The organism is Clostridium sp., assembly GCF_036639235.1.
Taxonomy (GTDB): Bacteria; Bacillota; Clostridia; order Clostridiales; family Caloramatoraceae; genus Clostridium_AB.
Genome location: NZ_JAVWJB010000029.1, coordinates 1 through 23,094, shown reverse-complemented (window position 1 = coordinate 23,094; position 23,094 = coordinate 1). Strand labels below are relative to the sequence as shown.

General features: G+C 32.4%; 21 protein-coding genes and 1 tRNA gene. 14 read left to right on the top strand and 8 right to left on the bottom strand.

Annotated elements, in window-relative coordinates:
• Positions 1–172: 172 nt before the first annotated feature.
• Both RR539_RS07755 and RR539_RS07750 read right to left on the bottom strand, forming a co-directional pair.
• Positions 173–2,029 (bottom strand): SpoIID/LytB domain-containing protein, encoded by a 1,857-nt coding sequence (locus RR539_RS07755; RefSeq protein ID WP_332473894.1) that lies wholly within the window; start codon positions 2,027–2,029, stop codon positions 173–175.
• Between the two features lie 98 nt (positions 2,030–2,127).
• Positions 2,128–3,204, bottom strand: a complete 1,077-nt coding sequence (locus RR539_RS07750) for a YkvI family membrane protein (protein ID WP_332473895.1) — start codon at positions 3,202–3,204, stop codon at positions 2,128–2,130.
• 137 nt (positions 3,205–3,341) lie between these two features.
• Here RR539_RS07750 and RR539_RS07745 point away from each other — a divergent pair, with 137 nt between their 5' ends.
• From RR539_RS07745 to RR539_RS07720, 6 genes are all read left to right on the top strand, one after another.
• A complete protein-coding gene (locus RR539_RS07745) occupies positions 3,342–4,421 on the top strand; it encodes a hypothetical protein (RefSeq protein WP_332473896.1) in 1,080 nt (359 codons plus the stop codon).
• 40 nt (positions 4,422–4,461) lie between these two features.
• Positions 4,462–4,617, top strand: coding sequence for a hypothetical protein (locus tag RR539_RS07740; RefSeq protein WP_332473897.1), 156 nt, complete (start codon positions 4,462–4,464; stop codon positions 4,615–4,617).
• 324 nt (positions 4,618–4,941) lie between these two features.
• Positions 4,942–5,017, top strand: a tRNA-Pro gene (locus RR539_RS07735).
• Positions 5,018–5,080: 63 nt separating this feature from the next.
• Positions 5,081–6,211 carry a DEAD/DEAH box helicase gene (locus RR539_RS07730; RefSeq protein WP_332473898.1) on the top strand — a complete coding sequence of 377 codons (1,131 nt, stop codon included), beginning with the start codon at positions 5,081–5,083 and terminating at the stop codon, positions 6,209–6,211.
• 100 nt (positions 6,212–6,311) lie between these two features.
• The gene (locus RR539_RS07725; protein ID WP_332473899.1) at positions 6,312–6,662 is read left to right on the top strand and encodes a hypothetical protein; all 351 of its coding nucleotides are present in this window, start codon (positions 6,312–6,314) and stop codon (positions 6,660–6,662) included.
• 96 nt (positions 6,663–6,758) lie between these two features.
• A complete protein-coding gene (locus tag RR539_RS07720) occupies positions 6,759–7,181 on the top strand; it encodes a potassium channel family protein (protein WP_332473900.1) in 423 nt (140 codons plus the stop codon).
• A gap of 34 nt (positions 7,182–7,215) precedes the next feature.
• Here RR539_RS07720 and RR539_RS07715 read toward each other — a convergent pair whose 3' ends face one another.
• Both RR539_RS07715 and RR539_RS07710 read right to left on the bottom strand, forming a co-directional pair.
• Entirely contained in the window at positions 7,216–9,498 is a 2,283-nt protein-coding gene (locus RR539_RS07715; RefSeq protein ID WP_332473901.1) for an MFS transporter, read from the bottom strand.
• Between the two features lie 10 nt (positions 9,499–9,508).
• Positions 9,509–9,973 carry a MarR family winged helix-turn-helix transcriptional regulator gene (locus tag RR539_RS07710; protein ID WP_332500306.1) on the bottom strand — a complete coding sequence of 155 codons (465 nt, stop codon included), beginning with the start codon at positions 9,971–9,973 and terminating at the stop codon, positions 9,509–9,511.
• Positions 9,974–10,125: 152 nt separating this feature from the next.
• Between RR539_RS07710 and RR539_RS07705 the strand changes: the two genes are divergently transcribed.
• Positions 10,126–10,650, top strand: coding sequence for a GNAT family N-acetyltransferase (locus RR539_RS07705; RefSeq protein ID WP_332473903.1), 525 nt, complete (start codon positions 10,126–10,128; stop codon positions 10,648–10,650).
• A 28-nt stretch (positions 10,651–10,678) separates the two neighbouring features.
• On the opposite strand, the gene lgt is transcribed toward RR539_RS07705, so the two are convergent.
• Positions 10,679–11,443, bottom strand: coding sequence for a prolipoprotein diacylglyceryl transferase (lgt, locus tag RR539_RS07700; protein ID WP_332473904.1), 765 nt, complete (start codon positions 11,441–11,443; stop codon positions 10,679–10,681).
• 68 nt (positions 11,444–11,511) lie between these two features.
• A complete protein-coding gene (gene murC, locus RR539_RS07695) occupies positions 11,512–12,885 on the bottom strand; it encodes a UDP-N-acetylmuramate--L-alanine ligase (protein WP_332473905.1) in 1,374 nt (457 codons plus the stop codon).
• Between the two features lie 298 nt (positions 12,886–13,183).
• Between murC and purR the strand changes: the two genes are divergently transcribed.
• The 4 genes from purR (at position 13,184) to RR539_RS07675 (ending at position 16,983) form a co-directional block, all read left to right on the top strand.
• Positions 13,184–14,008, top strand: coding sequence for a pur operon repressor (gene purR / locus RR539_RS07690; protein WP_332473906.1), 825 nt, complete (start codon positions 13,184–13,186; stop codon positions 14,006–14,008).
• Between the two features lie 88 nt (positions 14,009–14,096).
• Positions 14,097–14,384: a septation regulator SpoVG gene (gene spoVG / locus RR539_RS07685; protein WP_332473907.1), complete on the top strand. Its 288-nt coding sequence runs from the start codon at positions 14,097–14,099 to the stop codon at positions 14,382–14,384.
• A gap of 258 nt (positions 14,385–14,642) precedes the next feature.
• Positions 14,643–16,013 (top strand): bifunctional UDP-N-acetylglucosamine diphosphorylase/glucosamine-1-phosphate N-acetyltransferase GlmU, encoded by a 1,371-nt coding sequence (gene glmU / locus RR539_RS07680; protein ID WP_332473908.1) that lies wholly within the window; start codon positions 14,643–14,645, stop codon positions 16,011–16,013.
• 16 nt (positions 16,014–16,029) lie between these two features.
• Positions 16,030–16,983 carry a ribose-phosphate diphosphokinase gene (locus tag RR539_RS07675; protein WP_332473909.1) on the top strand — a complete coding sequence of 318 codons (954 nt, stop codon included), beginning with the start codon at positions 16,030–16,032 and terminating at the stop codon, positions 16,981–16,983.
• A gap of 55 nt (positions 16,984–17,038) precedes the next feature.
• Here the strand turns inward: RR539_RS07675 and RR539_RS07670 are convergent, their stop codons facing one another.
• A complete protein-coding gene (locus RR539_RS07670; RefSeq protein ID WP_332473910.1) occupies positions 17,039–17,935 on the bottom strand; it encodes a transglutaminase domain-containing protein in 897 nt (298 codons plus the stop codon).
• Positions 17,936–18,075: 140 nt separating this feature from the next.
• Positions 18,076–19,422 (bottom strand): NADP-specific glutamate dehydrogenase, encoded by a 1,347-nt coding sequence (gene gdhA / locus RR539_RS07665; protein ID WP_332473911.1) that lies wholly within the window; start codon positions 19,420–19,422, stop codon positions 18,076–18,078.
• 294 nt (positions 19,423–19,716) lie between these two features.
• On the opposite strand from gdhA, the gene RR539_RS07660 reads away from it, so the two are divergent.
• The 3 genes from RR539_RS07660 (at position 19,717) to RR539_RS07650 (ending at position 23,067) form a co-directional block, all read left to right on the top strand.
• Positions 19,717–20,394, top strand: a complete 678-nt coding sequence (locus RR539_RS07660) for a response regulator transcription factor (protein WP_332473912.1) — start codon at positions 19,717–19,719, stop codon at positions 20,392–20,394.
• A 1-nt stretch (position 20,395) separates the two neighbouring features.
• Complete coding sequence (locus RR539_RS07655) at positions 20,396–21,811, top strand: sensor histidine kinase (RefSeq protein ID WP_332473913.1); 1,416 nt, start codon at positions 20,396–20,398, stop codon at positions 21,809–21,811.
• Between the two features lie 116 nt (positions 21,812–21,927).
• Entirely contained in the window at positions 21,928–23,067 is a 1,140-nt protein-coding gene (locus RR539_RS07650; RefSeq protein WP_332473914.1) for a S1C family serine protease, read from the top strand.
• Positions 23,068–23,094: the final 27 nt, after the last annotated feature.

The following is a 23,094-nucleotide window of genomic DNA, read 5'->3' as shown; positions in this document are numbered from 1 at the left end:
TTTATTTGAGGTAACTTCTTTTTGTTTTTTAGGAATTTTAACATATTACATAGATTATGTAATATGCATAGTTGGTATAAATAGTAGATTTTGTAGTGATATATTAAAAAATATAAGTAATTTAAAAGGCTATTAAAATCAGCAGAATATCTGCTTTTTAATAGCCTTAACTTTACTTTCTATTTTCTACTTCAAGTCTAAATTCCTTGTTTATATTAGAGATTTCAACTCCCTTATAGAAGGTTTTTAGAACTTCCTTATATGATTTACCCTGTCTTGAAAGACCGATTGCACCATATTTACTAAGTCCTACACCGTGGCCTTCTCCACCACCGTATATAGTTAATGATTTAAACTTTTCTCCTACCATGTTCTTTTCTATTGTAAAGAATGATGATGGAATTGACTTAGAATTTTCAGTAGGCTTTCCATATATTGTAGTTAGTTCGAATCCATCTTCAGGTATTAAAAGTGTTTTTATATTATCAATTCCACTAACCCTATATGTTGATTCTTCACCTTGGATTATAATCTCAGTTGGTATACCTGAGTTACTTCTCTTAGATATAGAAATATCAAGAACCTTACCTACCTTTTCCTTATTAAGATCCACTGACTTATAAAATAGGTATCCCTTCTTTGATATAGCCTTAGGATTTTTATCATATATTCTTTTTACGTTGTAGTTAATTAGTTTGCTAAGGTCTGAGTATTCTATTGAATACTTCCATCTAAATAGTGGAGAGTTTGAATCATAGGCATTTACTGTCCAGTCCTTAAGGTATGATGTAATATCATGCTCATCACTATGGTTAGTTTCTCCTGATGAATCAAATGACTGTGAAACTAAATAGTCACGTCCTGGTACTACCTTTCCAAATACATCATCATAGGATGCTCCAAAACCAGGAGAAGTTGAGTAGAACTTAGCATCTATAATTTCATCATTTATAGTTATAATTTCACCTGAGGTTGATTCAATAGCATCCTCAGATTGTGAGTTTGTAATCATAGATTCGTACTTGTTTTCCCCAGAATCTATAACATGAACTCCCATACTTGAATAGTTGTTTGAAAGTATACTATAAAATGCAGCGGTTCTTGAAACCACAGCTTGGATTTTGTATCCCTCAAGTCCACCTGATGATGGCATTTCTGAAGGAACAGTTCCCTTAAGATAATTATCTATATAAGTTTCATTAATAAGTTTAATTCCTGTTTTAGATGGATACATTTCAAAGCTTCCATAGTAGGCAGGAATGTATCCGTTACTTCTAGTATTTGAAGGAATGGATATTCTAAGTGAATCTCCTTGAATAAACTCAACACGTGAGGATGATATTCCTATAACAGAACTTGATGAACCTCGGGTTAATGTATATTTAATTGAATTTCCATCAATACTTGCAGTAAGTGAGTCATTAGGAAGGAACTTATAATTAAAGTCTGGAGACTTTATTTCAGTATCCCCTTCAAATGTAAAAGTAATAAATTTATGGTCTGTACTTGTATAGTCAGAATTAGATATTAGTGTTCTAATTCTATTGATTTTAGGTATGCTACACAAAACAAATTTAACCTTATTATCTTTATCCATAATAAATCTATAGCCTTGATATCCTGGAATTAGAGATTTATTAGATATTTCATGTATTTCAGTGCCTTGAACCTTAAAGTATTTTGTAGAGGATGTTGTTTCAATTTTTGCATCATTAAGTGTTATTAGGTTACCATCTATAGCAAGAATTTTACCTGAATAATACTTTGACGGAGCAATGTTTAGTATTTTACCTCTACTTGATTTTATATTGTAGGCGGGTGCTGCCTTTATTTCCATGTCTTTTGGAGCTGTTAGAGTTTTAGTTTTACCAGAATGGTAAACCGTAATTTCAGTTCCCTCTTTTGTTGTTTTCCTATCTAATATAATTGAATTATTAAGTGTTTTAGATGTAAAAAGTGTAATAGCTAAATAGGAGAGTCCTATAATAGCTATGATTGTAAAAAGTATATATATTATCTTCTTTTTCAAAGTTATCACCTCATAGTAATAGTTACTATATTATTTTATAACATTTACTGGTGATAATCATTAAAAAAAATCAAATACTATAAAAAATATTGAAAAAACTAGTGATTTGAGGCTTTTTTATCTCCAATTATCATTTTTCGATTGTCTTTTTTAAAGGTTTTAGTTAAACATCCTATAAGGAAGATTAGACTTATTGCTCCAAATGGAGGGTATAGTATTCTAATTAAATTTGAAAAACCTACAAAGGCAACAGGAATTGAAAGTAGAATTATAATAAGTACAGATGTTGTATAGGATATTTTAAATGAGTGTTCCATTCTTTTCCCAAGACTATATAGGTTAGAAATTTCTGTTGAAAACATTTCAAGCCAGATGATACCTGTTAGCATTAGCATAAATACACCACTAAACTTCTTACTTATGTATAGTGTAGGTATTTCGCTATTAAAACTACTAGGATAATAAGCTAAAAGTGCAAAGTTAATACATACTGCAAGTAGGGTTAAAATAACCCCTCCAAGAATACATCCAGTTATAAATTTTTTACGGCTTTTAATTTCTATGGCAAGTGGGCAAATAACACCAGTTGCAAGTATAAGGTTAAATGAAGCGTAGAGTACACTAGATGACAAAAAACCACTCTTCCCTTGTATAGGATTTACATTTATAATATTGGATATAGAGTCAGGATTATACTTATATGTAAATATTCCTATTAAAACTATCATAAGAGTTGAAAGTGGCACAACTATAAGATTAGTTGCTATAAGACCCTTAGTTGATAGTGAGGTAACTAGAAAGCTTAATAGAGCCATTAAAATTATTCCAACAGCCTTATTAAGGCCTAAGAACTCATTAAGCATAGCGCCTCCGCCGGATATCATTATTGTATTTCCTGCAAAAATAAAAAATGTTAAAAATAGATCCGTTACACGGCCAAACTTATCCCCAAGAACGTATAAAGCCATATCATTATAGGACTTAAATTTATGCTTATAACATAAAGAAACAATGACAATTGAGAAAAACACATAAAGTCCACAGCAAATTCCAATACCAATAAAACTTTTATAGCCATATACTGCAAAGAATTGGAGTATTTCTTGACCTGATGCCAGTCCGGCACCGATAATAGTGCCAATAAAAACTGCACAAATCTTAAATACATCTATCAATTATGTACCTCCTAATTAGTATTCATATAAGTTTATTCGATAAATTACTAAAAAATGAGGGAATTTCAATATATGATGTATTAAATTAAGCATTACCTACCAAACTATATATTAATAGAAGAAGGTAGGTGTGGTAATTGAAAAGATTATTATCAATATTTTTAATAATATTATTTTCTTTTGGATTAATTAGCTGTGAAGGAGATGATAATTCTAGTGGTAAGGATGAGAAGCAGCAATTAGAACATAGGAAGAAGGAAGTAGAAGAAGCAGAATCTATGATGGAGAAATATCTAGAATTTCTAGCTAGAGGAGAAGATGAACAGGGTAGGGGGTTTTTATCTAAGAAGGCCCTTGAGAAGAAGCCAGTTAGCGAAAAGAAATCTCCTAAAATTCTAGGCTACAATTTAAAGGAAATTGAACATGTAGGTGATGCTATGGAGGCTGATGTTGATATTATTGAAGCTTCAATAGAAAAACCTTATTACGCTATTATTAATATGATATATAGCATTAAGAATGAAAATGGAAAAATTGTAATAGATAATATTAGAGAAAGAAGTGAAATTGCCTTCTATTTAGATGCACAGGCAAATAATCCAGGGTTTTATGTTAGGGAAGGAAGAAGCACTAATAAGGATCCTGTTGTTAGTTTAACTGAAATTCCAAACTTTCTTTTGGTTGAATCAAGTATACAGCCTCAGCATAAGGTTGAAATAGATAGAACTTCATTGCATTCAGCTGCAATTTCAGGTGAGGGCAAGCATATGTTATTTGCTTCAAATACACCTAGTGGAAATGTTCTTATAATAGCAGAGAAATTATTTCAAATTAATTCCACATTAACCTCTGATGCAGAGGGAAGTGGAGGAGCTGGTATACGTAAAGAAAGCGAAAGTAGTAGTATAGGGATTGATGCCATAGATTATTTTGAAGGTGGAACTGTAGAATACAATATGGTATCGAATACAGGAGAAACCATTAGCTGTAAGGTTAATTCAAAGGATAAATCATCCTTTTATATATACTCATCATATAGTAAAGAGCTAATATGTAAGAAAATAATGGAGAAATTTAATGGACCTGAATATATTGTATTAGATGGATACTATACAGGTAATGATAATCTTGTTTTAAGAGTTAAAAATAAGAAATCTAATAAGGAAGAATCATACGAAATACAAACAATTAAAGAAAAGGTCAAAAGGTTAAATTAATAGTAATTATAAGAAATTAATCCTTAAGGAGGCTGAACTTATGGAAAATAGGGTAAAAGTTATTGATTTAAATCAGAGAAGGAAATTTAAAAAGTACAGAAAATGGTTTGAGCTTTATGCTAAGTTCCTATCTATTTTCAAAAGGAAGCCAAAAACAAACAGAACGAAAAACCAAGCAAAAAAGGTTAGTAGATAACTTAAAACACAATAAAAATAGAACCAACAAAATTTGTTGGTTCTATTTTAAAGACAATTAAGTCATAGTGGGAAAAATAAAAAAGATAATATCAAATAAATATAAAATAACTCTACGCTATAAAAGTACCCAACCACTAATGAATAACCGCCGATTTAAAAGCAAATTGTTTTTCTTTATATTTATAGTATATACCCAAAATATTAAGAAATTTTAAACAATTAATTATAATTCCTTAAATTAATCTAAAAATAAATTTTTATTTTTTTTTAGAAATAGTGTTGACTTTTAAATACATCTGACATATAATAATTATTGTAGTCACGGGGTGTGGCGCAGATGGGAGCGCGCGTGGTTTGGGACCATGAGGTCGCAGGTTCGATCCCTGTCACCCCGACCAATAGAAGCTTTTTAAGCTTCTTTTTTTTTATACTTTTTAAACTAACTATCTAAGGAGAAGATTATGAAAACATTTAAAGAACTTGGTCTTAATGATTATATTATTAATTGTCTTAATAATAATGAGATAACAGATCCTAAAGAAATTCAAGAATTAGCTATTGAGCATATTCTTCAAGGTAAGGATTTAATAGGTATGTCTCATACAGGAAGCGGAAAGACTTTAGCATTTGTATGTCCTATAGTACAATCCCTAGATACAACAAAGAGACAAACTCAAGCGTTAATTTTAGCACCTACACATGAACTTGTTATGCAGACATCAGCTGTTGTTAAGATGTTCGCATCTGATGAGATGCCTATTACAAGTCTTGCAGTTATAGGTGATGTTAATATAGAGAAGCAAATCAAAAAAATCAAGGAAACAAAGCCACATATTATTATTGGAACTCCAGGAAGAGTGCTAGACCTTATTAAGAAGAAGAAGATAACAGCACATACACTGAATACAATAGTAATAGATGAAGGGGATAATCTATTAGACAATACTAATACTCAAGCTGTTAAGGATATTGTTAAGTCTGCTATGAGAGATACACAACTACTTATATTCTCAGCTACAATGACAGGTAAGGCATTAAATAATGCTAATTCATTTATGAAGGACCCTGTAATGGTTGGTGCAGAGGGTAAGGCTACACTTAATCCTAATATTAAGCATATGTATATTGAAGTAGATAATAGGGATAAGGCGGAAAGAGTTAGAAAGCTTATATCAGCTGTTGACCCAGATAAAGCCCTTGTATTTGTTAACAAGGGAATGGAAGTTGATCTTGTTACAGAAAAACTTAACTTCCATAACATTCCTGCACTAAGTATTCATAAGAAGATTAGTAAGGAAGATAGACAAAAGGCTATGGATTCTATTAGAAGTGGTAAGATTAAGGTTTTAGTTTCATCTGATGTATCAGCTAGAGGACTTGATATACCTGATATTACCCATGTTATTAATCTTGACTTCCCAAGGGATTCAGGAGAATACCTTCATAGAGCTGGAAGAACTGCTAGAGGAAATAAGGGTGGATGTACAATTTCCCTTGTAACTGAAAGAGAAAAGGCAGCTATTAGAATCTATGAAAGAGAATTTAAAATTGAAATAGTAGAGAAAAAACTTAGCCACGGCAAGCTTCAATAATTTAAAGAACCCTAAGGGGTTCTTTTTTTATTTTACTTTAATGGGAAATGTAGTAAAAAAATTGTTTTTAATATATAATGAACTAAAGGTGGTGTTTAAAGTGAAGGTAAAGTTTATTAAAAATTTAATTGCTGCATCAGGGTTGCTAGCTTGTATAGTTTTAGTCTCCTTAGGAGGAGGATACTTATTTAAGTACTCTTTTAAGGATGTTATGTTTGTTGTATCTATTATTGTTTTAATTGTAGGACTTTCCTTGTCGGTTAAGGGAAATCCGATGTCGCTTAATTTATCATCAGGTGGGGTAGATTCCCAGTATGATGCGAATATGACCCTAGAGGCTACAAAAATCGAGAGAGAATTAACTAAAACCCATGATATATCAGTATGTATTGATAATATTGGTTTAATATTATCAGGAGTTTTAGGATTTATAATTTCATATACACTATAACAATTTTAAGAATGTGGTATGCACATTCTTTTTTTATTTTAATTTTTTAGTAAAAAGGATGGTAAAATAATATCATACTTTAATAAGGGTGGTTATATGAGAAAAATTAAATTACTTTGGAATGTACTTAGAAGTGTTGATGGAGATAAGATATTTCTAGGCTTTATTGGATTTTTAGCTATTATTGCATTTTTTATAGGACTTGTTGAACCAGATATTCAGGGTTATTCTAATGCATTATGGTATTGCTTTGCTGTTGTAACAACTATTGGATTTGGAGATATGGTTGCAGTAACAACAGTTGGAAGAATATTAACTGTTATATTATCTATGTATGGAATTTTAATAGTTGCTCTAATACCAGGAATAGTTGTTAGTTATTTTAATGAATTTAAAAAGAAAAATGAAGATGAAACTACTTCTATGTATTTAGATAAGCTTGAAAGACTTAATGAGTTATCTAAGGATGAACTTACAGAGTTATCAAGTCTTATTAAAAAGCGTAGATACAAGCTATAATAATATAAAGCCCTGCATTTAGCAGGGCTTTTGGTTATACCTTTTTAGTTTTATTTTGGTTATAGAATATAAGGAATGCTATGCCAAGTATTGATGATATTAGGGTTGTTAGATATATATTTATAAAGCCCTTGTTTAACGTTGATTGGAAGGTAGATTCAAGATTAGAACTTACACTATCAATTGATTTTAAATAGGATTCCTTGGCATTATTAAATGATTCTGGAATGCTATTATATAATGCCTTCATTTTAGTGTTAAGATTAATTAGTTTACCCTCGGTAGTTTTAATTTCACCAATACTATTTTTAAGTTTAAGTTTTTGGCTTTCAAGTTTAGATTTTTCACCCTTAAGCTTTTTAATTGATGCTTCAAGTGAGAATATTTTATTCTTGTAATCATTAAGGGATTTTATTTTACTAAGCTCCTCAAGTGACTTTGGAGGAATATTTGGTTTAATATTCGGTGGAATAACATCGGCTATACTCATATTAGGTGGTAGTGGTCTTGTTTCAAGTGGTTTAAGCATAGGGTATAAGTCACGTAGATTTTTAAGTGCGGCTTCTTGTCCTTTAATTCCAGACTCTATGCCCTTAATTCCGGACTGTATACCATTTTCACCACTACTCATATCCTTTTTAGCTTTTTTTATTTCATTTAGTGCAGTAGTTGTTCCGTCAATTCCCTTTTGTATACCTGATTGAATGTCCTGAATAAGTTTTGGAGTCATTTCATCAAACATTGCTTTAGATAGTGTTTTTGAGTTTTCGGTTACTGTTGTTACATCACTATCCTGCATTAGGGTAATAAGTTCAGGTGATATTTTAAAATCAGAATCCTTAGAACCTGATATATCTATTGTTTCAAGTGACTTAAAGTCAGGTAAGTTTATATCCTTTAACTTATCACGAAGGGTCGGATCCTTTTTAAGGTCATTAATAGTATTTGTAATTTCTGTGCTATATGCAAGTGGTGGAACCTTCACTTCACTTGGAAGTATTTTCATTATATTATCTTGTACGTTGGCACCTGCATGTGCGATAAATCCAACCATTATAGCTGGGGCAAGGGCAGTTCCTATTGAACGAACAAGTGAAAGAGTAGCTAGTGCACTAGCAGATTCACTATCCTTTGTGTTTTCTAGCATCATATAATTAAGTGGTGGACCCATTGTAAATCCTATACCAGAACCTATAAGGGCTAGTGTTATAAATGCTGTTACAGGACTTGGGTTATTTGTTGTTACAAATATTAAGAACAAGGCACCACACATTGATAGTAGGAATCCTGTGTATAAAACCTTTTTAGGACCAAGTTTATCAACAAGTTTTCCTGAAAAAGGTGCAGAAATACCTGCAAATGTTCCAAGTATTATAACAAGATATCCACCTGAACCAGATGTCATCTTAAGAAGGTTTTCACAAAGCTGTGGAACAAATATAATTCCCATAAGAACAACCCCGCTTAAGAAGGAAACAACAAGTGTTATTAATATATTTTTATTAGTAAAGTATTTTAGATTCATAACAGGGTCTGCTGCTTTTTTCTCAACTAATATAAACATAGGTAGAAGCACTATAAATATCAATAAAAACGGGTATACAGAGTTTGTTTTAACACTTGTAATAAAGTTAAAAAAGTCTATATTTTTAAGACCATATAATAGTGAGAGTATCATTATTGTTAGCGTTAATATACCAAGAATATCAACCTTAGCTACAACAGCATCTCGTTTATTATCAAGTACAATAAACCCTGCAATTATAATAAAGATTGTAATTGGGATGTTAATGTAGAAGATATATTGCCAGTTATGGCTTCCGAATATATCAAGTATTAGGCTACCAGCTGAAGCTCCGAAAATATTAGCAACTCCATATACACCACCGATTAAGCCAAGTGCCATTCCACGTTTCTCCTCAGGGAATGATGTACCAAATTCAGCTGTTGCTATAGGTACAATACCGCCTCCCCCTATTGCCTGTATAACCCTTGAGATTATTAGCATAGGGAAGCTTTCGAAGCTCTGTGATAAGCCGCAAAGTAGTGAACCTAGTCCAAATAGTGAAATACTAATTATATAAATATATTTACGTCCAAATGTATCGGCTAGTTTTCCCATTATAGGAATTGAAGCTGCATATGCCAGTGTATAGATTGTTATCATCCAAATACCAGTTTGTGCATCAACTGATAGGTCTGACTGAATAATAACACGTGCAGGAGTTAAAATTCCTGTATCTATTGCACCCATGAATATACCAGCTAGATAAACAAGCATAACAAGGACTAATTTAGATCCTTTATTGCTTTCCATAAGTCACCTCTTATTTCATAATATTATCCTTCATTTTACTTAGGGCATCCTTAATATAATCTATATTATCAATGCCTGATAGTAGCTTTATTGTCCAGTCTTTAAGAATGTTAATAAGAGTTGGTTTAAACTCTTTAGCATTAGAAGTTAGACTGAAAATAAATGAGCGGCTATCCTGTGGGTTTTGATTTCTTATAACATATCCCTTGTTTTCAAGTGACTGCATAGTTCTTGCCATAACGCCCTTATCATAGTGAATCACATCGATTATTTGTTCCTGTGTCATTCCCATATTACATTTATGAATAGATAGGAAAATTTCACCCTCTGTTTTCATATCTCCCTCATAAAGTGCTAGAAGAACCATTCCCTCAGCAGTATTTAATGAATACTTCTTAAGCTCAGTTTTAAAGTGCAGCTTAAAGTATTTATCTATAACAAAGATATCCTTACCGATATTAGCATAGTTATTCAAAATTTATCCCCCTTAATATAGTTGCTTTTACAACTAGTTTATGCTAAGTTAATTGCAAAAGCAACTAATTGTGTAAAAAATATCTAATTATTTTATAATATAGAGTATAATTAGTATTCGAATTATAAATAGGCTTAAAGGGAAGGTGTAGAATGCTTACAGTAGAAGATTTTATTGAAATGGAAAACCTAGAGAAAAGGTATTATAGTGAGGAGTTTATAACACCATATAGTGAGGCATATTTGTGGTATAAGCACCATCCACATAGTTTATATATTGAAAGGGTAGATGGGAAGATAGTAGGATTTATTAATATGTTTCCTATTAAAGAAAATGTATACTCACTTATAGACAGGGGAGTATATAATGATTCTAATCTAACGCATAATGACATTATTCCATTAAATGAAATTTCAAAGGGAGACAATATGTTTCTCTCATGTATTGTAGTTAATAAGGATTATAGAGGACTTGGAATTACAAATAGGCTTCTTCAGGGTGCGGCTAATATTTATAGGGAATATGCACAGAGAATAGATTATATAATAACTGACAATGTAACAGGGGATGGGGAGAGGTTTTCAAGAAGATTAGGACTTTTAGTGCACTGCATATCCACCCATGATTCGGTTATATTTAAGGGTAAGTACAAAGACTTTGTTAAGAATATTAAATAAAAAATAGGCTGCTTAATTGCAGCCTATTTTATTTGGTTTTTTTAAATTTATATGCGTATATTAAATATCCTATCCAAATAACTATACCTATAAGACTTACAATCTGAGCAGTTCTAAGTCCCATAACCATAAGTGAATCTGTTCTAAGTCCTTCTATGAAGAATCTTCCAACTGAATATAATCCAAAGTAAGTAAAGAATATAACTCCCTTAGTCTTAACTCTATAAATCATATAAATTAATAGTGAGAATACTAATAGATTCCATATTGATTCATATAAGAATGTTGGATGATAATATGTTCCATCTATAAACATTCCCCTTTGAATAAATTCAGGGAACTTAGATATAAACTCCCTTGAAACCTCTCCACCATGTGCCTCCATGTTGAAAAAGTTTCCCCAGCGTCCTATTGCCTGTGCAAGTATTATTGATGGAGCGCATACATCAAGTAGTTTTAACATATCAAGCTTTTTAATTCTAGTATATATGTAAGCTGCTAGAAGTCCAAATATTATACCTCCATGTATAGCAAGTCCACCTTCACGTATATTAATTATCTCAGAAGGATTATCAATATAATAGGGTAGATTAAAAAGTACATAGTAAAGCCTTGCTCCAATTATACCTGCTGGAATAGCAATAATAAGACCATCAAGTATATTATCAAAATTAACTCTGCGAACCTTAGATGTGTACATAGCAACTAGTATTCCAAGTACCATACCAGTAGATATAATAACTCCATACCATCTAACATCTAGTCCAAACATTGAAAAAGCAACTGAATTCATAGTTTACCTCCTATTTCATAACAAGGCTGCTGACAAAGTCAACAGCCTGAATAAATTACTATTTTAAGTTAGTTAAGAAATTGTTCCCCGATAATATAAACATCTCCAGCTCCCATTGTAACTAGAAGATCACCTTCCTTAAGTTCTCCCTTAATATGGCTTAGTATATCATCAAAGTCTTTAATATATGTGCAGTTAACACCATTTTTCTTAACAGCATCGGATAACATTTTAGAACTTACAATTCCTGTATCCTTTTCACGTGCTGCGTATATATCTGTTAGTATAAGGTTATCAAGTCCATCAAATGCACTTGCAAACTCATCAAATAGTGTTATTGTTCTAGTATATGTGTGTGGCTGGAATATACAGTATACCTTCTTATGAGGGTAGTTTTTAACAGCCTGAATAGTTGCCTTAATTTCAGCTGGGTGATGAGCGTAGTCATCAATTACTTCAATTCCATTTTTAGTCCCCTTCTTTTGGAATCTTCTATGGGTTCCATGGAAAAGAGTAAGACCTTCTCTTATAACTTCAATATCTATACCTAGGAATAGTGAAAGTCCTATAACTGATAGTGAGTTAAGAACATTGTGACGTCCTGGAACTGATAGTGAGAACTTACCAATGTATTCACCTGTGTGGTGAACATCAAATGAAGGAAGTCCCTGTGAATTATACTCTATATTAGATGCTATAATATCACCTTTTTCAATTCCGTAAAGAATTTTTGGGCAATTAGCCTTTGAAAGGACTGCCTCAACCCTTGAGTCATCAGCGCATCCAATAAGTAGACCACTATCTGGTATAAGCTTTGTAAAGTCTACAAATGTATCTTCAATTTCAGTAATATCCTTATAATAATCAAGGTGGTCAGCATCTATGTTAAGTATAATCCCTATATTAGGATTAAACTTAAGAAAGCTTCTTTTGTATTCACATGCTTCAGTTACAAAGTATTCACTGTTTCCAACCTTTACATTACCGTCTATTAAATCAAGAACTCCACCTACCATTATAGTTGGGTCAAGTTTTGCGTGAAGTAGTACAGTAGATACCATACTTGTTACAGTTGTTTTGCCATGTGTTCCTGAAACAGCAATTCCCCTTGAGTAGTCCTTCATTATACTACCAAGAAAATCAGCTCTATCCATAAGATCTATTTTAAGCTCATGTGCTCTCATAAGCTCTGGGTTATCCTCTGATATAGCAGCTGTATAAACAACTAAGTCACAGTCATTTATGTTAGAGCTGTCATGTCCTATGTATATTGTTGCTCCAAGTCTTTCAAGTTTATCAGTTAGGTTAGACCCTGCCCTGTCAGACCCTGAAACAGTATATCCGTTATATAATAAAACCTCAGCAAGTCCACTCATGCTGATTCCGCCTATTCCAATAAAATGAACCTTCTTATTCTTGTCCTCATATAAGTTAAACATCAATTTCACTCCTAAAAAATACTTATCTCTAAATTATGAACATTAACTGTAAAAATTATATCATATTATATAAATTAATTATATATACTTTGATTTACATGAAAAACAAAGTATATTATTTTTATAATCCATTAACAATATATGTTGCTAGACTTAAAATTGACATGAGAATATTAAAAACATTTGAAAAAATTAATATTTTAATTTAGAATTAGATTAATTCGATTTGTTATTTTTTTTATTATATATAATAATTTTTAGGTCTTATTTTACCAATAATATGGAATGGGAAGTGATTTCTATGGAACGTTTACATCGTAAAGAAAGGGTAGCTGCAATTTTTAAAATTCTTTCAGACAAGCCTAACAAAGTAATTAGTTTAGGATACTTTTCGGAGATTTTCGGATCAGCAAGATCAACATTAAGTGAAGATATTACAATTGTAAAGAAAGTAGTTGAAATGCTTGAATGTGGATACATTGAAACTATACCAGGAGCAGCTGGTGGAGTTAGATATATACCAGGAATGTCAAAGAGGCTAGAAAGTGAATTTGTAGAGTCAGTATGCAGCAAAATAAATGACCCGTCAAGAATTATACCGGGAGGGTTTTTATACCTAAACGATATTCTTTATTCACCAGAAATAGTTAATAAATTAGGAATTATACTAGCAAATAAATTTATAGATAAGAATGCTGACTATGTTGTAACTGTTGAAACAAAAGGAATTCCAATAGCTATGGCGGTTGCAACAGCACTAAACATACCTTTAGTTGTAGTTAGAAGAAATGGGGAGATAACTGAAGGTTCAACTGTTAGTATTAACTATGTAACAGGTTCATCAGGAAGAATTCAAACTATGAGTCTTTCTAAAAGATCTATTAAGCCAGGAAGTAAGTGTATATTTATAGATGACTTTATAAAAGCAGGGGGAACTGCAGTTGGTATAATTGACCTTCTACGAGAATTCGATTGCAGCGTTGAAGGAGTAGGATTCTTAATAGAATCAGACCCATCAGGAAAAAAAGTATTTAACGATTATGTTTCTATACTATCAATCGACGAAATTAACCCTGAAGAAAGAATAGTTAGTGTAAGAGGAAGCGAAAAGTTTATAGAAAAATAAAATATTTTGAAAATTTTAAATAATCAAGAAGGAATTTATTCAAATATGTAGAATATTTAGTATTAAGTGACTTGGAGGTGATTAAGGTATGCAAATTACCGATGTTAGAATCAGAAAAATATCAAATGAAGGAAAAATGAAGGCTATTGTGTCTGTTACGTTTGATAACGAGTTTGTAGTACATGACATTAAAGTAATAGATGGACAAAATGGTCTATTTATTGCGATGCCAAGTAGAAAAACTCCAGAGGGAGAGTTTAAGGATATTGCTCATCCAATAAACACTGATACTAGAGAAAAGATACAAAATTCTATTCTTGATGAATATGAAAAGGCTAAGTTATTATCAGATGACGAAGTCGTAGAGGAAGCATAAAAAAGGGAAGCTGTTAGCTTCCCTTTTTTATTTTGAAAATTTTAAAATACGTAAATTAAAATGCTTTAAAATGCAAATAATATAATATTACAATGAGGTCATCTTCTAATATTACAAAAGTAGGCATATATATATTTATTTTTTGTTATTTTAGGGTATTTTGCATTGAATAAAAATACCTTATGCAATATAATAAAATAGGTTAATATAATGAAAATTTTACAGAATTTCAAAACGAAAGGATAGGTGCTGTTAATTATGAAAGCTTGCTATGGTTTAATACTTGCAGCTGGAGAAGGCAAAAGAATGAAGTCAAAGCTGCCTAAGGTTCTGCACAAGGTATGTGGAAAATCAATGGTTGATTACATAATAGATGCTGTTAAAGGAGCGAATGCTGAGGATACAGTTGTTGTTGTAGGTCACAAGGCAGATGTTGTAAAGGGGCACCTAGGGGACAAGGTTAAGACAGCCTTCCAAGATAAGCAGCTTGGAACAGGTCATGCTGTTATGTGCTGTGAAGAATTTTTAGAAGGTAAGGATGGTATTGTAATTGTTCTTGCAGGTGATGGTCCTCTTATAACTAAAGAAACAATTTCTAAGGTATTTGAATACCATATGGAAAATGGTTCAGCGGCTACAATTCTAACTGCTAATGCACCGGATCCAACTGGACTTGGAAGAATTGTTAGAAATGAAAAAGGCGAAATCGAAAAAATCGTTGAGCATAAAGATGCAACAGATAAGGAAAGAGAGATAACTGAAGTTAACTCATCTAACTACTGCTTTGAGATTAAGGACCTTGTATCAGCTCTTAAGAAGATTAACAATAACAACGCTCAGGGAGAATATTACTTAACGGATGTTATTGAAATACTTAAGAATGAAGGTAAGAAGGTTTTAGCATATAAAACAGATTTTAAGGAGTTTATGGCTGTTAACTCAAGAGACCAGTTAGCAACAGCTGCTAAGGCAATGAAGGAGAGAATCCTTAAAAACCTTATGGACGAAGGAGTTACAATTATAGACCCATTAAGCACATATATAGAGTCAGAGGTTACAATAGGACGTGATACTATAGTTTACCCAGGTGCTTTTATAGAAGGAAAAACTACAATAGGCGAGGACTGCATTATTGGTCATAACACAAGAATCAAGGATTCAGTTATAGGAAATAGTGTTGAAATCCAAACATCAGTTATTGTAGATAGTGAAGTTAGGGATGCGGCTAAAATAGGGCCATTTGCATATATAAGACCAGATAGTGTTATTGGAAGGGATGTTAAGATTGGAGACTTTGTAGAGATTAAGAAGTCTACAATCGGAGATGGAACTAAGATTTCACACCTAACTTATGTAGGTGATTCTGAAGTCGGAGAAAATTGTAATTTTGGATGTGGAACTGTTACTGTTAATTATGATGGTGAGAAGAAGCACAAGACTATTGTTAAGGACAATGCTTTTATTGGATGTAACACTAACCTTGTTGCGCCGATAACTGTAGGTAATGGGGCATATACAGCTGCAGGTTCAACTATTACAACTAATGTTCCAGATGGAGCCTTAGCTATAGGACGTAGTAGGGACGTTATTAAAGAAGGCTGGGCAGAAAAAAGAAGAAATAAGAAATAACTTAGGAGGAGCAGAGATGATGTTACATGGCGGTAGTATTAAATTAATTGCTGGAAACTCAAATCCAGAACTTGCAAAGGAAATAGCAGATATCTTAGGAGCAGACCTAGTAGATGCAGAGGTTGCTACATTTAGCGATGGAGAGATATGTGTTAATATCAAGGAAACAGTTAGAGGAAGTGACGTTTACGTTATACAATCAACTTGTGAACCGGTAAACAACAACCTTATGGAACTTCTTATTATGATTGATGCACTTAAGAGAGCATCAGCAGGTAGAGTAACTGCGGTTATTCCATACTATGGATATGCAAGACAAGATAGAAAGGCTAAGGCAAGAGATCCAATTACAGCAAAGCTTGTTGCTAACCTAATTTCAGCAGCAGGTGCAGATAGAGTACTTACAATGGATCTACACGCTGCTCAAATCCAAGGATATTTTGATATACCACTGGATCACTTACTTGGAGCACCAATTCTTGCTAAGACTTTTGAAGCTAAGGGTCTTACAGATGATGAGGTTGTAGTAGTTTCACCTGATCTTGGTTCAGTTACAAGAGCTAGAAAGTTTGCTGATAAGCTACATGCTTCAATAGCTATAATTGATAAGAGAAGACCACGTGCTAATGTATGTGAAGTTATGAATGTTATAGGAGATGTTAAGGGGAAGAATGTAATTCTACTTGACGATATGATAGATACAGCAGGGACTATAACTAATGCTGCTAACGCCCTTAAGGAGCTTGGAGCAAAGGATGTATATGCGTGTTGTTCACATGCAGTACTATCAGGACCTGCAATAGAAAGAATTAATGAATCTGCTATTAAAGAACTTTATGTTCTAAATACTATAGCTTTAACTGATGGCAAGAAGGTTGATAAGATTAAGAGCTTAACAGTTGCTAATGTATTTGCAGAGGCTATTAAGAGAATACATGAAAACACTGGAATTAGTGCATTATTTGAATAATATATACTTAGTATTTTATGTAGATAATTATAGAGGCTACCCACTTGGGTAGCCTCTATTTTTTATATGTAAACTTACCTCCCTTTGCCTCGGGGTAGTTTTTCTTCTCATATGAATGGTCTTTCATAATTTCTTTATCACTTAGATTAAAGTAGTCATAGGATATTATATCTATAACTTTATTATTAACCTTATAAACAGGGTCATTCCAAGTAGGGTCTACATGATACCATCCGTCTTCAAGTTTAACCATATTCCAGGCATGGTCGTAATTATCAGCCTTACCTATAACAATAATAGATTCAACATTAGCCTCATCAAGCATTTTTTTCATTGCTATAGCATAGCCTTCACATACTGCTGTTTTGTTTTTGAATACTCCATAGGCAGTGTGTGACTCTATAGGGGTAGTATTCTTTTCGAAATTATCATTATCATATCTTGTATTATTAACTATATAATCATGTATTACCTTTTCTTTTTCGAAGTCACTCATATTAGGGGTAATAATTTTACCAACAATATTTTTAATAGACTTATCAACTTCCTCATTTTGATTTCTAATTTCTGAAAGATCTTTCTCGTAGTTATAGGTAATTGTATAGTATTCATAAACCGATGATTTCTTGTGTGTAATCGAGTATTTACGGATATAATTACCGGGACCTAGGGTTCTTATAAGATCGTTTGCATGTGAAAGGATCTTATCTCTATCTTCATTTAGATAGTTATCTCTAAAAACTATGTTAATACTAGGCTCAAGATTCTTAATCGATGAGCGTACTGCATTGTAATAATCCTTATATTCAGATACATCATATGTAGGAGTCCCCTTTGTTTCGCTATTTAGAAAGATTGGCTCAAGCTTATCTTTAAAAGTCACTGGAAGTATATAAATAGATATGGCGATAATTGAAGAGAAAATTATTATATACTTAAAAAATCTTCCCATGAAAGTTCCTCCTATTAGTATTACTTAATATTATAAAGTATATTTACATTAAAGTCATATAGAACCCTAATAATGTAACAATTATATTTTTTTACATAACAATAGGGCATCTCAATTGAGATGCCCTTATTTTTAATTTGTTAGATTATACCGTGGGCCTTCATAGCCTCTGCAACCTTAACGAATCCAGCGATATTAGCACCTATTACTAGGTTATCTCCAAATCCATAATCATTTGCTGCAGCACTAGCATTTTCGTATATACTAACCATCATCTGGTGAAGCTTAGCATCAACCTCTTCAAAAGTCCATGAATATCTAATAGAGTTTTGTGACATTTCAAGTGCTGAAGTACCTACACCACCTGCATTTGCAGCCTTAGCAGGTGCAAATAGAACTCCATTTTTAAGGAATACTTCAGTGGCTTCAAGAGTTGAAGGCATATTAGCACCTTCCCCTACAGCAATTACTCCATTAGAAACAAGTTTCTTAGCTGAAGATTCATCAATTTCGTTTTGTGTAGCACATGGAAGTGCAATATCACACTTAACGTCCCATATATTTTTACATCCCTCAACGAATTTAGCTGTTGGATGAGTTTTAACGTATTCAGAAATTCTCTTTCTTTCAACTTCCTTAATTCTCTTAACATCTACAAGGTTTATTCCATTTGGATCATAGATGTATCCTGATGAATCTGAAAGTGCAACTACTTTACCACCAAGCTCTGTTACCTTCTCTGTAGCGTAAATAGCAACATTTCCTGAACCAGAGATTACTACTGTTTTACCTTTAAATGAGTGTGACTTAGCCTTAAGCATAGCATCAACAAAGTAAACAAGTCCGTACCCAGTAGCCTCAGTTCTTACAAGTGAACCACCATAAGTTAATCCCTTACCAGTTAAAACACCAGCCTCATATTGGTTAGCAAGTTTCTTGTATTGTCCAAACATATATCCGATTTCACGTCCTCCAACACCGATATCTCCTGCTGGAACATCTGTGAATTGTCCTATATGTCTGTGTAATTCTGACATAAAGCTTTGGCAGAATCTCATGATTTCTCCCTCGGACTTACCCTTAGGATCAAAGTCAGAACCACCCTTACCTCCTCCTATTGGAAGACCTGTAAGTGAGTTTTTAAATATTTGTTCAAATCCTAGGAACTTAATAATACTAGCATTAACTGATGGGTGGAATCTAAGTCCTCCCTTGTATGGTCCTATAGCGCTATTAAATTGGATTCTAAATCCTCTATTAACTTGAACTATGCCCTTATCATCAACCCAAGGAACTCTAAAGAATATTTGTCTTTCAGGTTCAACTAATCTTTCGATAATTCCAAGGTTTATATATTCTGGATTCTTCTCAAGTACTGGTATTAGTGAATCAAGTACTTCCTTAACTGCTTGATGAAACTCAAGTTCATTAGGGTTTCTCTTAACTACTTTTTCAAATACTTCATTAATATGCTCTCTTGCGTTCATCCCATAATCACCCTTTTCAAATTTTTTCTATAAGTTATATTACCACAAAATAAGGTTGGTAACAAGCGGAATTGAAGGGATTTTGCAATAAAGTTTAAGTAGAATTTCATATTGTTATAAAAGTATCATAGTTTAATGGAAAAAATTCGTAAATTGATGGCGAAATTGCAACTTCACATATTATAAGTTGCATATGAATTATTATGGGTTACAATGCTATGAATTTACATTATAATAATATTAAGAAATTGTATTTATAATAGGTAAGAAAATTTTTAATTTGGGGGACTATGTATGTTAGATACGAAAATACTATTAGTAGATGACGATATTAATATTTCAGAATTAGTTGAACTTTACTTCCAAAAGGAAGGATATAAAGTTTTTAAAGCACATAATGGAAATGATGCTGTTGAGATTTTTAAGGATGTAGAACCAGATATTATAGTACTTGATATTATGATGCCTGGTAAGGATGGCTATGAGGTACTTAAGGAAATTAGAAAGTCATCACAGGTACCAGTAATTATGCTAACTGCAAAGGGTGAAACATTTGATAGGGTTTTAGGCCTTGAACTTGGTGCAGATGATTACATTGTTAAGCCATTTGAAACTAAGGAGCTTGTTGCAAGGGTTAGAGCAGTACTAAGAAGGTATAAGCCACAGGAACAAAGTCGCAAAATAGAATATAGGGATCTTACAGTAGACCCTGATTCATATACAATTATATATAAGGGGTCTAATATTGATATGCCACCTAAGGAGTTTGATTTAGTTAACTTTTTAGCTTCAAACCCTAATAAGGTATTTACACGCGATCAGCTTCTTTATAAGGTATGGGGATATGATTACCCAGGTGACTCTAGAACAGTTGATGTTCACGTTAAGAGAATACGTGAAAAACTTAAGGAAAATGATGAGTGGGGAATTAAGACTGTTTGGGGAGTTGGCTATAAATTCGAGGTGAAATAAAATGAAAAAAAGTCTTTTTTCTAAACTTATGAGTACCTATTTTATAGTTATAGTTATTTCCTATATAGTTGTATCAGTATTTTTGTCAGTATGGTTTTATGAATATTATTATAGTGATAAAAAAAAGGCATTAATAACTGAAGGAAGCCACGTTAAAACGGTTGTCCAGGATTATGCAAGTAAAAAAATCAATAAAACAGATATGATGATGCAAATATCAACTATAGAGAATCTTACTGATACTAAAATTTCAGTATATGATAACTACGGATACATAGTAGGTGCAGCAGATACCACCTCATCTGAAGAGGAGGATATATTTGTTTCTAAAGAAGAACTTCAAAGGGTTATGAAGGGGGAAGAGATAGTTAGGTCTAGTAAATTCTCAGATATATTCTCTTCCTATGTAATGACTGTTGGTATGCCTATAGAAATAAGCAACAATGTTACATTTTCAGTATTTCTAAATTCTTCTTTAGTAGCACTTCAAGAAACCCTTAAGAATGTGTTTTTAGCTATTTGGACATCAGCCTTTTTAGCTATTATTGTGTGTGCGTTTATTGTTTATTATATATCAGAGAGAATACTAATTAATCCACTAAGTAGTATAAATAAAACAGCTAGACAAATAGCAAGTGGAGAGTTTAACAATAGGGTTAATATTAAGTCAAGTGATGAAATAGGAGTACTTGCTGATTCATTTAACTCTATGGCAGATTCACTTGAAAATCTAGAAAATATGAGAAGAAGCTTCATTGGAAATGTATCACATGAACTTAGAACTCCTATGACTTCTATAAATGGTTTTGTAGAGGGAATGATAGATGGAACCATTGATAAGGATAACTGGGAAAAATATCTTAGGGTTGTTAATGGTGAAAGTAAAAGGCTTATGAGGATAATTAATGACCTATTAGACCTTGCAAAGTTAGAGTCAGGTGAGTTTTCAATGAATATGGGACATTTTCAGCTTAATGAACTTATAAGTGAATGTGTTATTAAGTTTGAGGAGAGAATTAACCAAAAGAACTTAGATATCAAGATTATTCTTCTTAAAGAGGGAGTAATAGCTAAGGGAGATAGGGATAGAATTAATCAGGTTATAACTAATCTTTTAGATAATGCAATTAAGTTTGCTAGAGAAAATGGAGCTATAGAAATAATGTGTGAGGCTAGGGGAGAAAAAGTATTTGTAAGTATATTTAATACCTCAGAGCCTATTCCAAGGGAAGAAATTAAGTATATATGGGAAAGATTTCATAAGGTAGACAAGGCCCGTCAAAGAGAAAGTGGAGTTGGACTTGGACTTTCAATTATAAGACAAATACTAAATCAGCACGGACAAACAATATGGGCACAGTCAAATCAAAGAGGAAATACGTTTAGTTTTACCCTTGATATTATAAATAACGATTAAGTTAGATGTATATTTAAGGATTATTCATAATTTCTTAAAATTAACTCTATATAATTTAAGGGTAAGGTTTAGTATAGGGATGCTAAACATCTATAACAAGTTAGGAGTGAATTTATTTGACTAGTGGGGATAAAGACGAGAAAAAAGTTGAGTCAACCATGTGGGAAAGTGGCGTAAAGTATATAGAGCCTCAAAAGTCTAAGAAAATTCCAAATGGACTTAAATTTATATTAATAGGTCTTGTGGTAGCACTAATTGGAGGTGCTACAGGAGCTTATTTTGTAAACCATGAATACAAAGTTGAAATAGATGCTAAAATTAAAAAGTTTGAAGAAAAGCAATCAGAAAGTATTCTAAATGGAAGTATAGCTAAGATTGCCCAAAAGGTAGGTCCAAGTATAGTTGGTATAAGCGAAACACATAAAAACTGGCTAGAAGAGGCTACTGGAGGAAGTTTAGGTTCAGGAATTATCTTTGATAAAAGAGGGTATATTGTTACAAATCAACACATTATCCACAATATTGACAGTATAACGGTTACCTTATCAGGCGGGAAAAGAGTTCCTGCTACAGTGGTAGGGGAAGATTATAAAAGTGATATTGCAATACTTAAGATTAATGTTGAAAATCTTACAGCAGCAAAATTTGGAGATTCGGATAAAATTAAAACAGGAGCAAGTGTAATTGGCATGGGAAATCCTCTAGGGGAGGAGTTTTCAGGTTCACTAACTCTTGGTGTTATTAGTGGTGTTAATAAGGTAATTAAGGTTGACGATAGAGTTATGCGTCTATATCAAACAGACATGACTTTAACTATGGGTAACAGTGGAGGTGCTGTTATAGATGAATACGGAAGTGTCATAGGTATAATTAATAATAAGCTAATGGCACTTGAAGGCGGTTCTTATATTATGCCTATTAATACAGCAAAACCTATAATAGATACTCTAATGAACTATGGTAAGGTAGATAAGCCTTTCCTTGGAGTTCGTACATTCCTAATTGATGAAGAAAGATCTAAACAGTATAATGTTCCAGTTGGTCTTGGAGTAGTTGAGGTTGTTGAAGGAACAACAGCTGAGAAATACAAAATTCAAAAGGGAGATATTATTATGGAGGTTAACGGAGGACGTGTAACCAAAATAACTGATATAACAGACCTTCTTGAAGGAAAGAAATCTGGGGATAAGATAAGTGTTAAGGTATTCAGAGGAAATAAGGAAGTTATAATTGAAACAATACTTGTTCAAAAATAATATAAAATATAAAAGGATGCTGGTTTC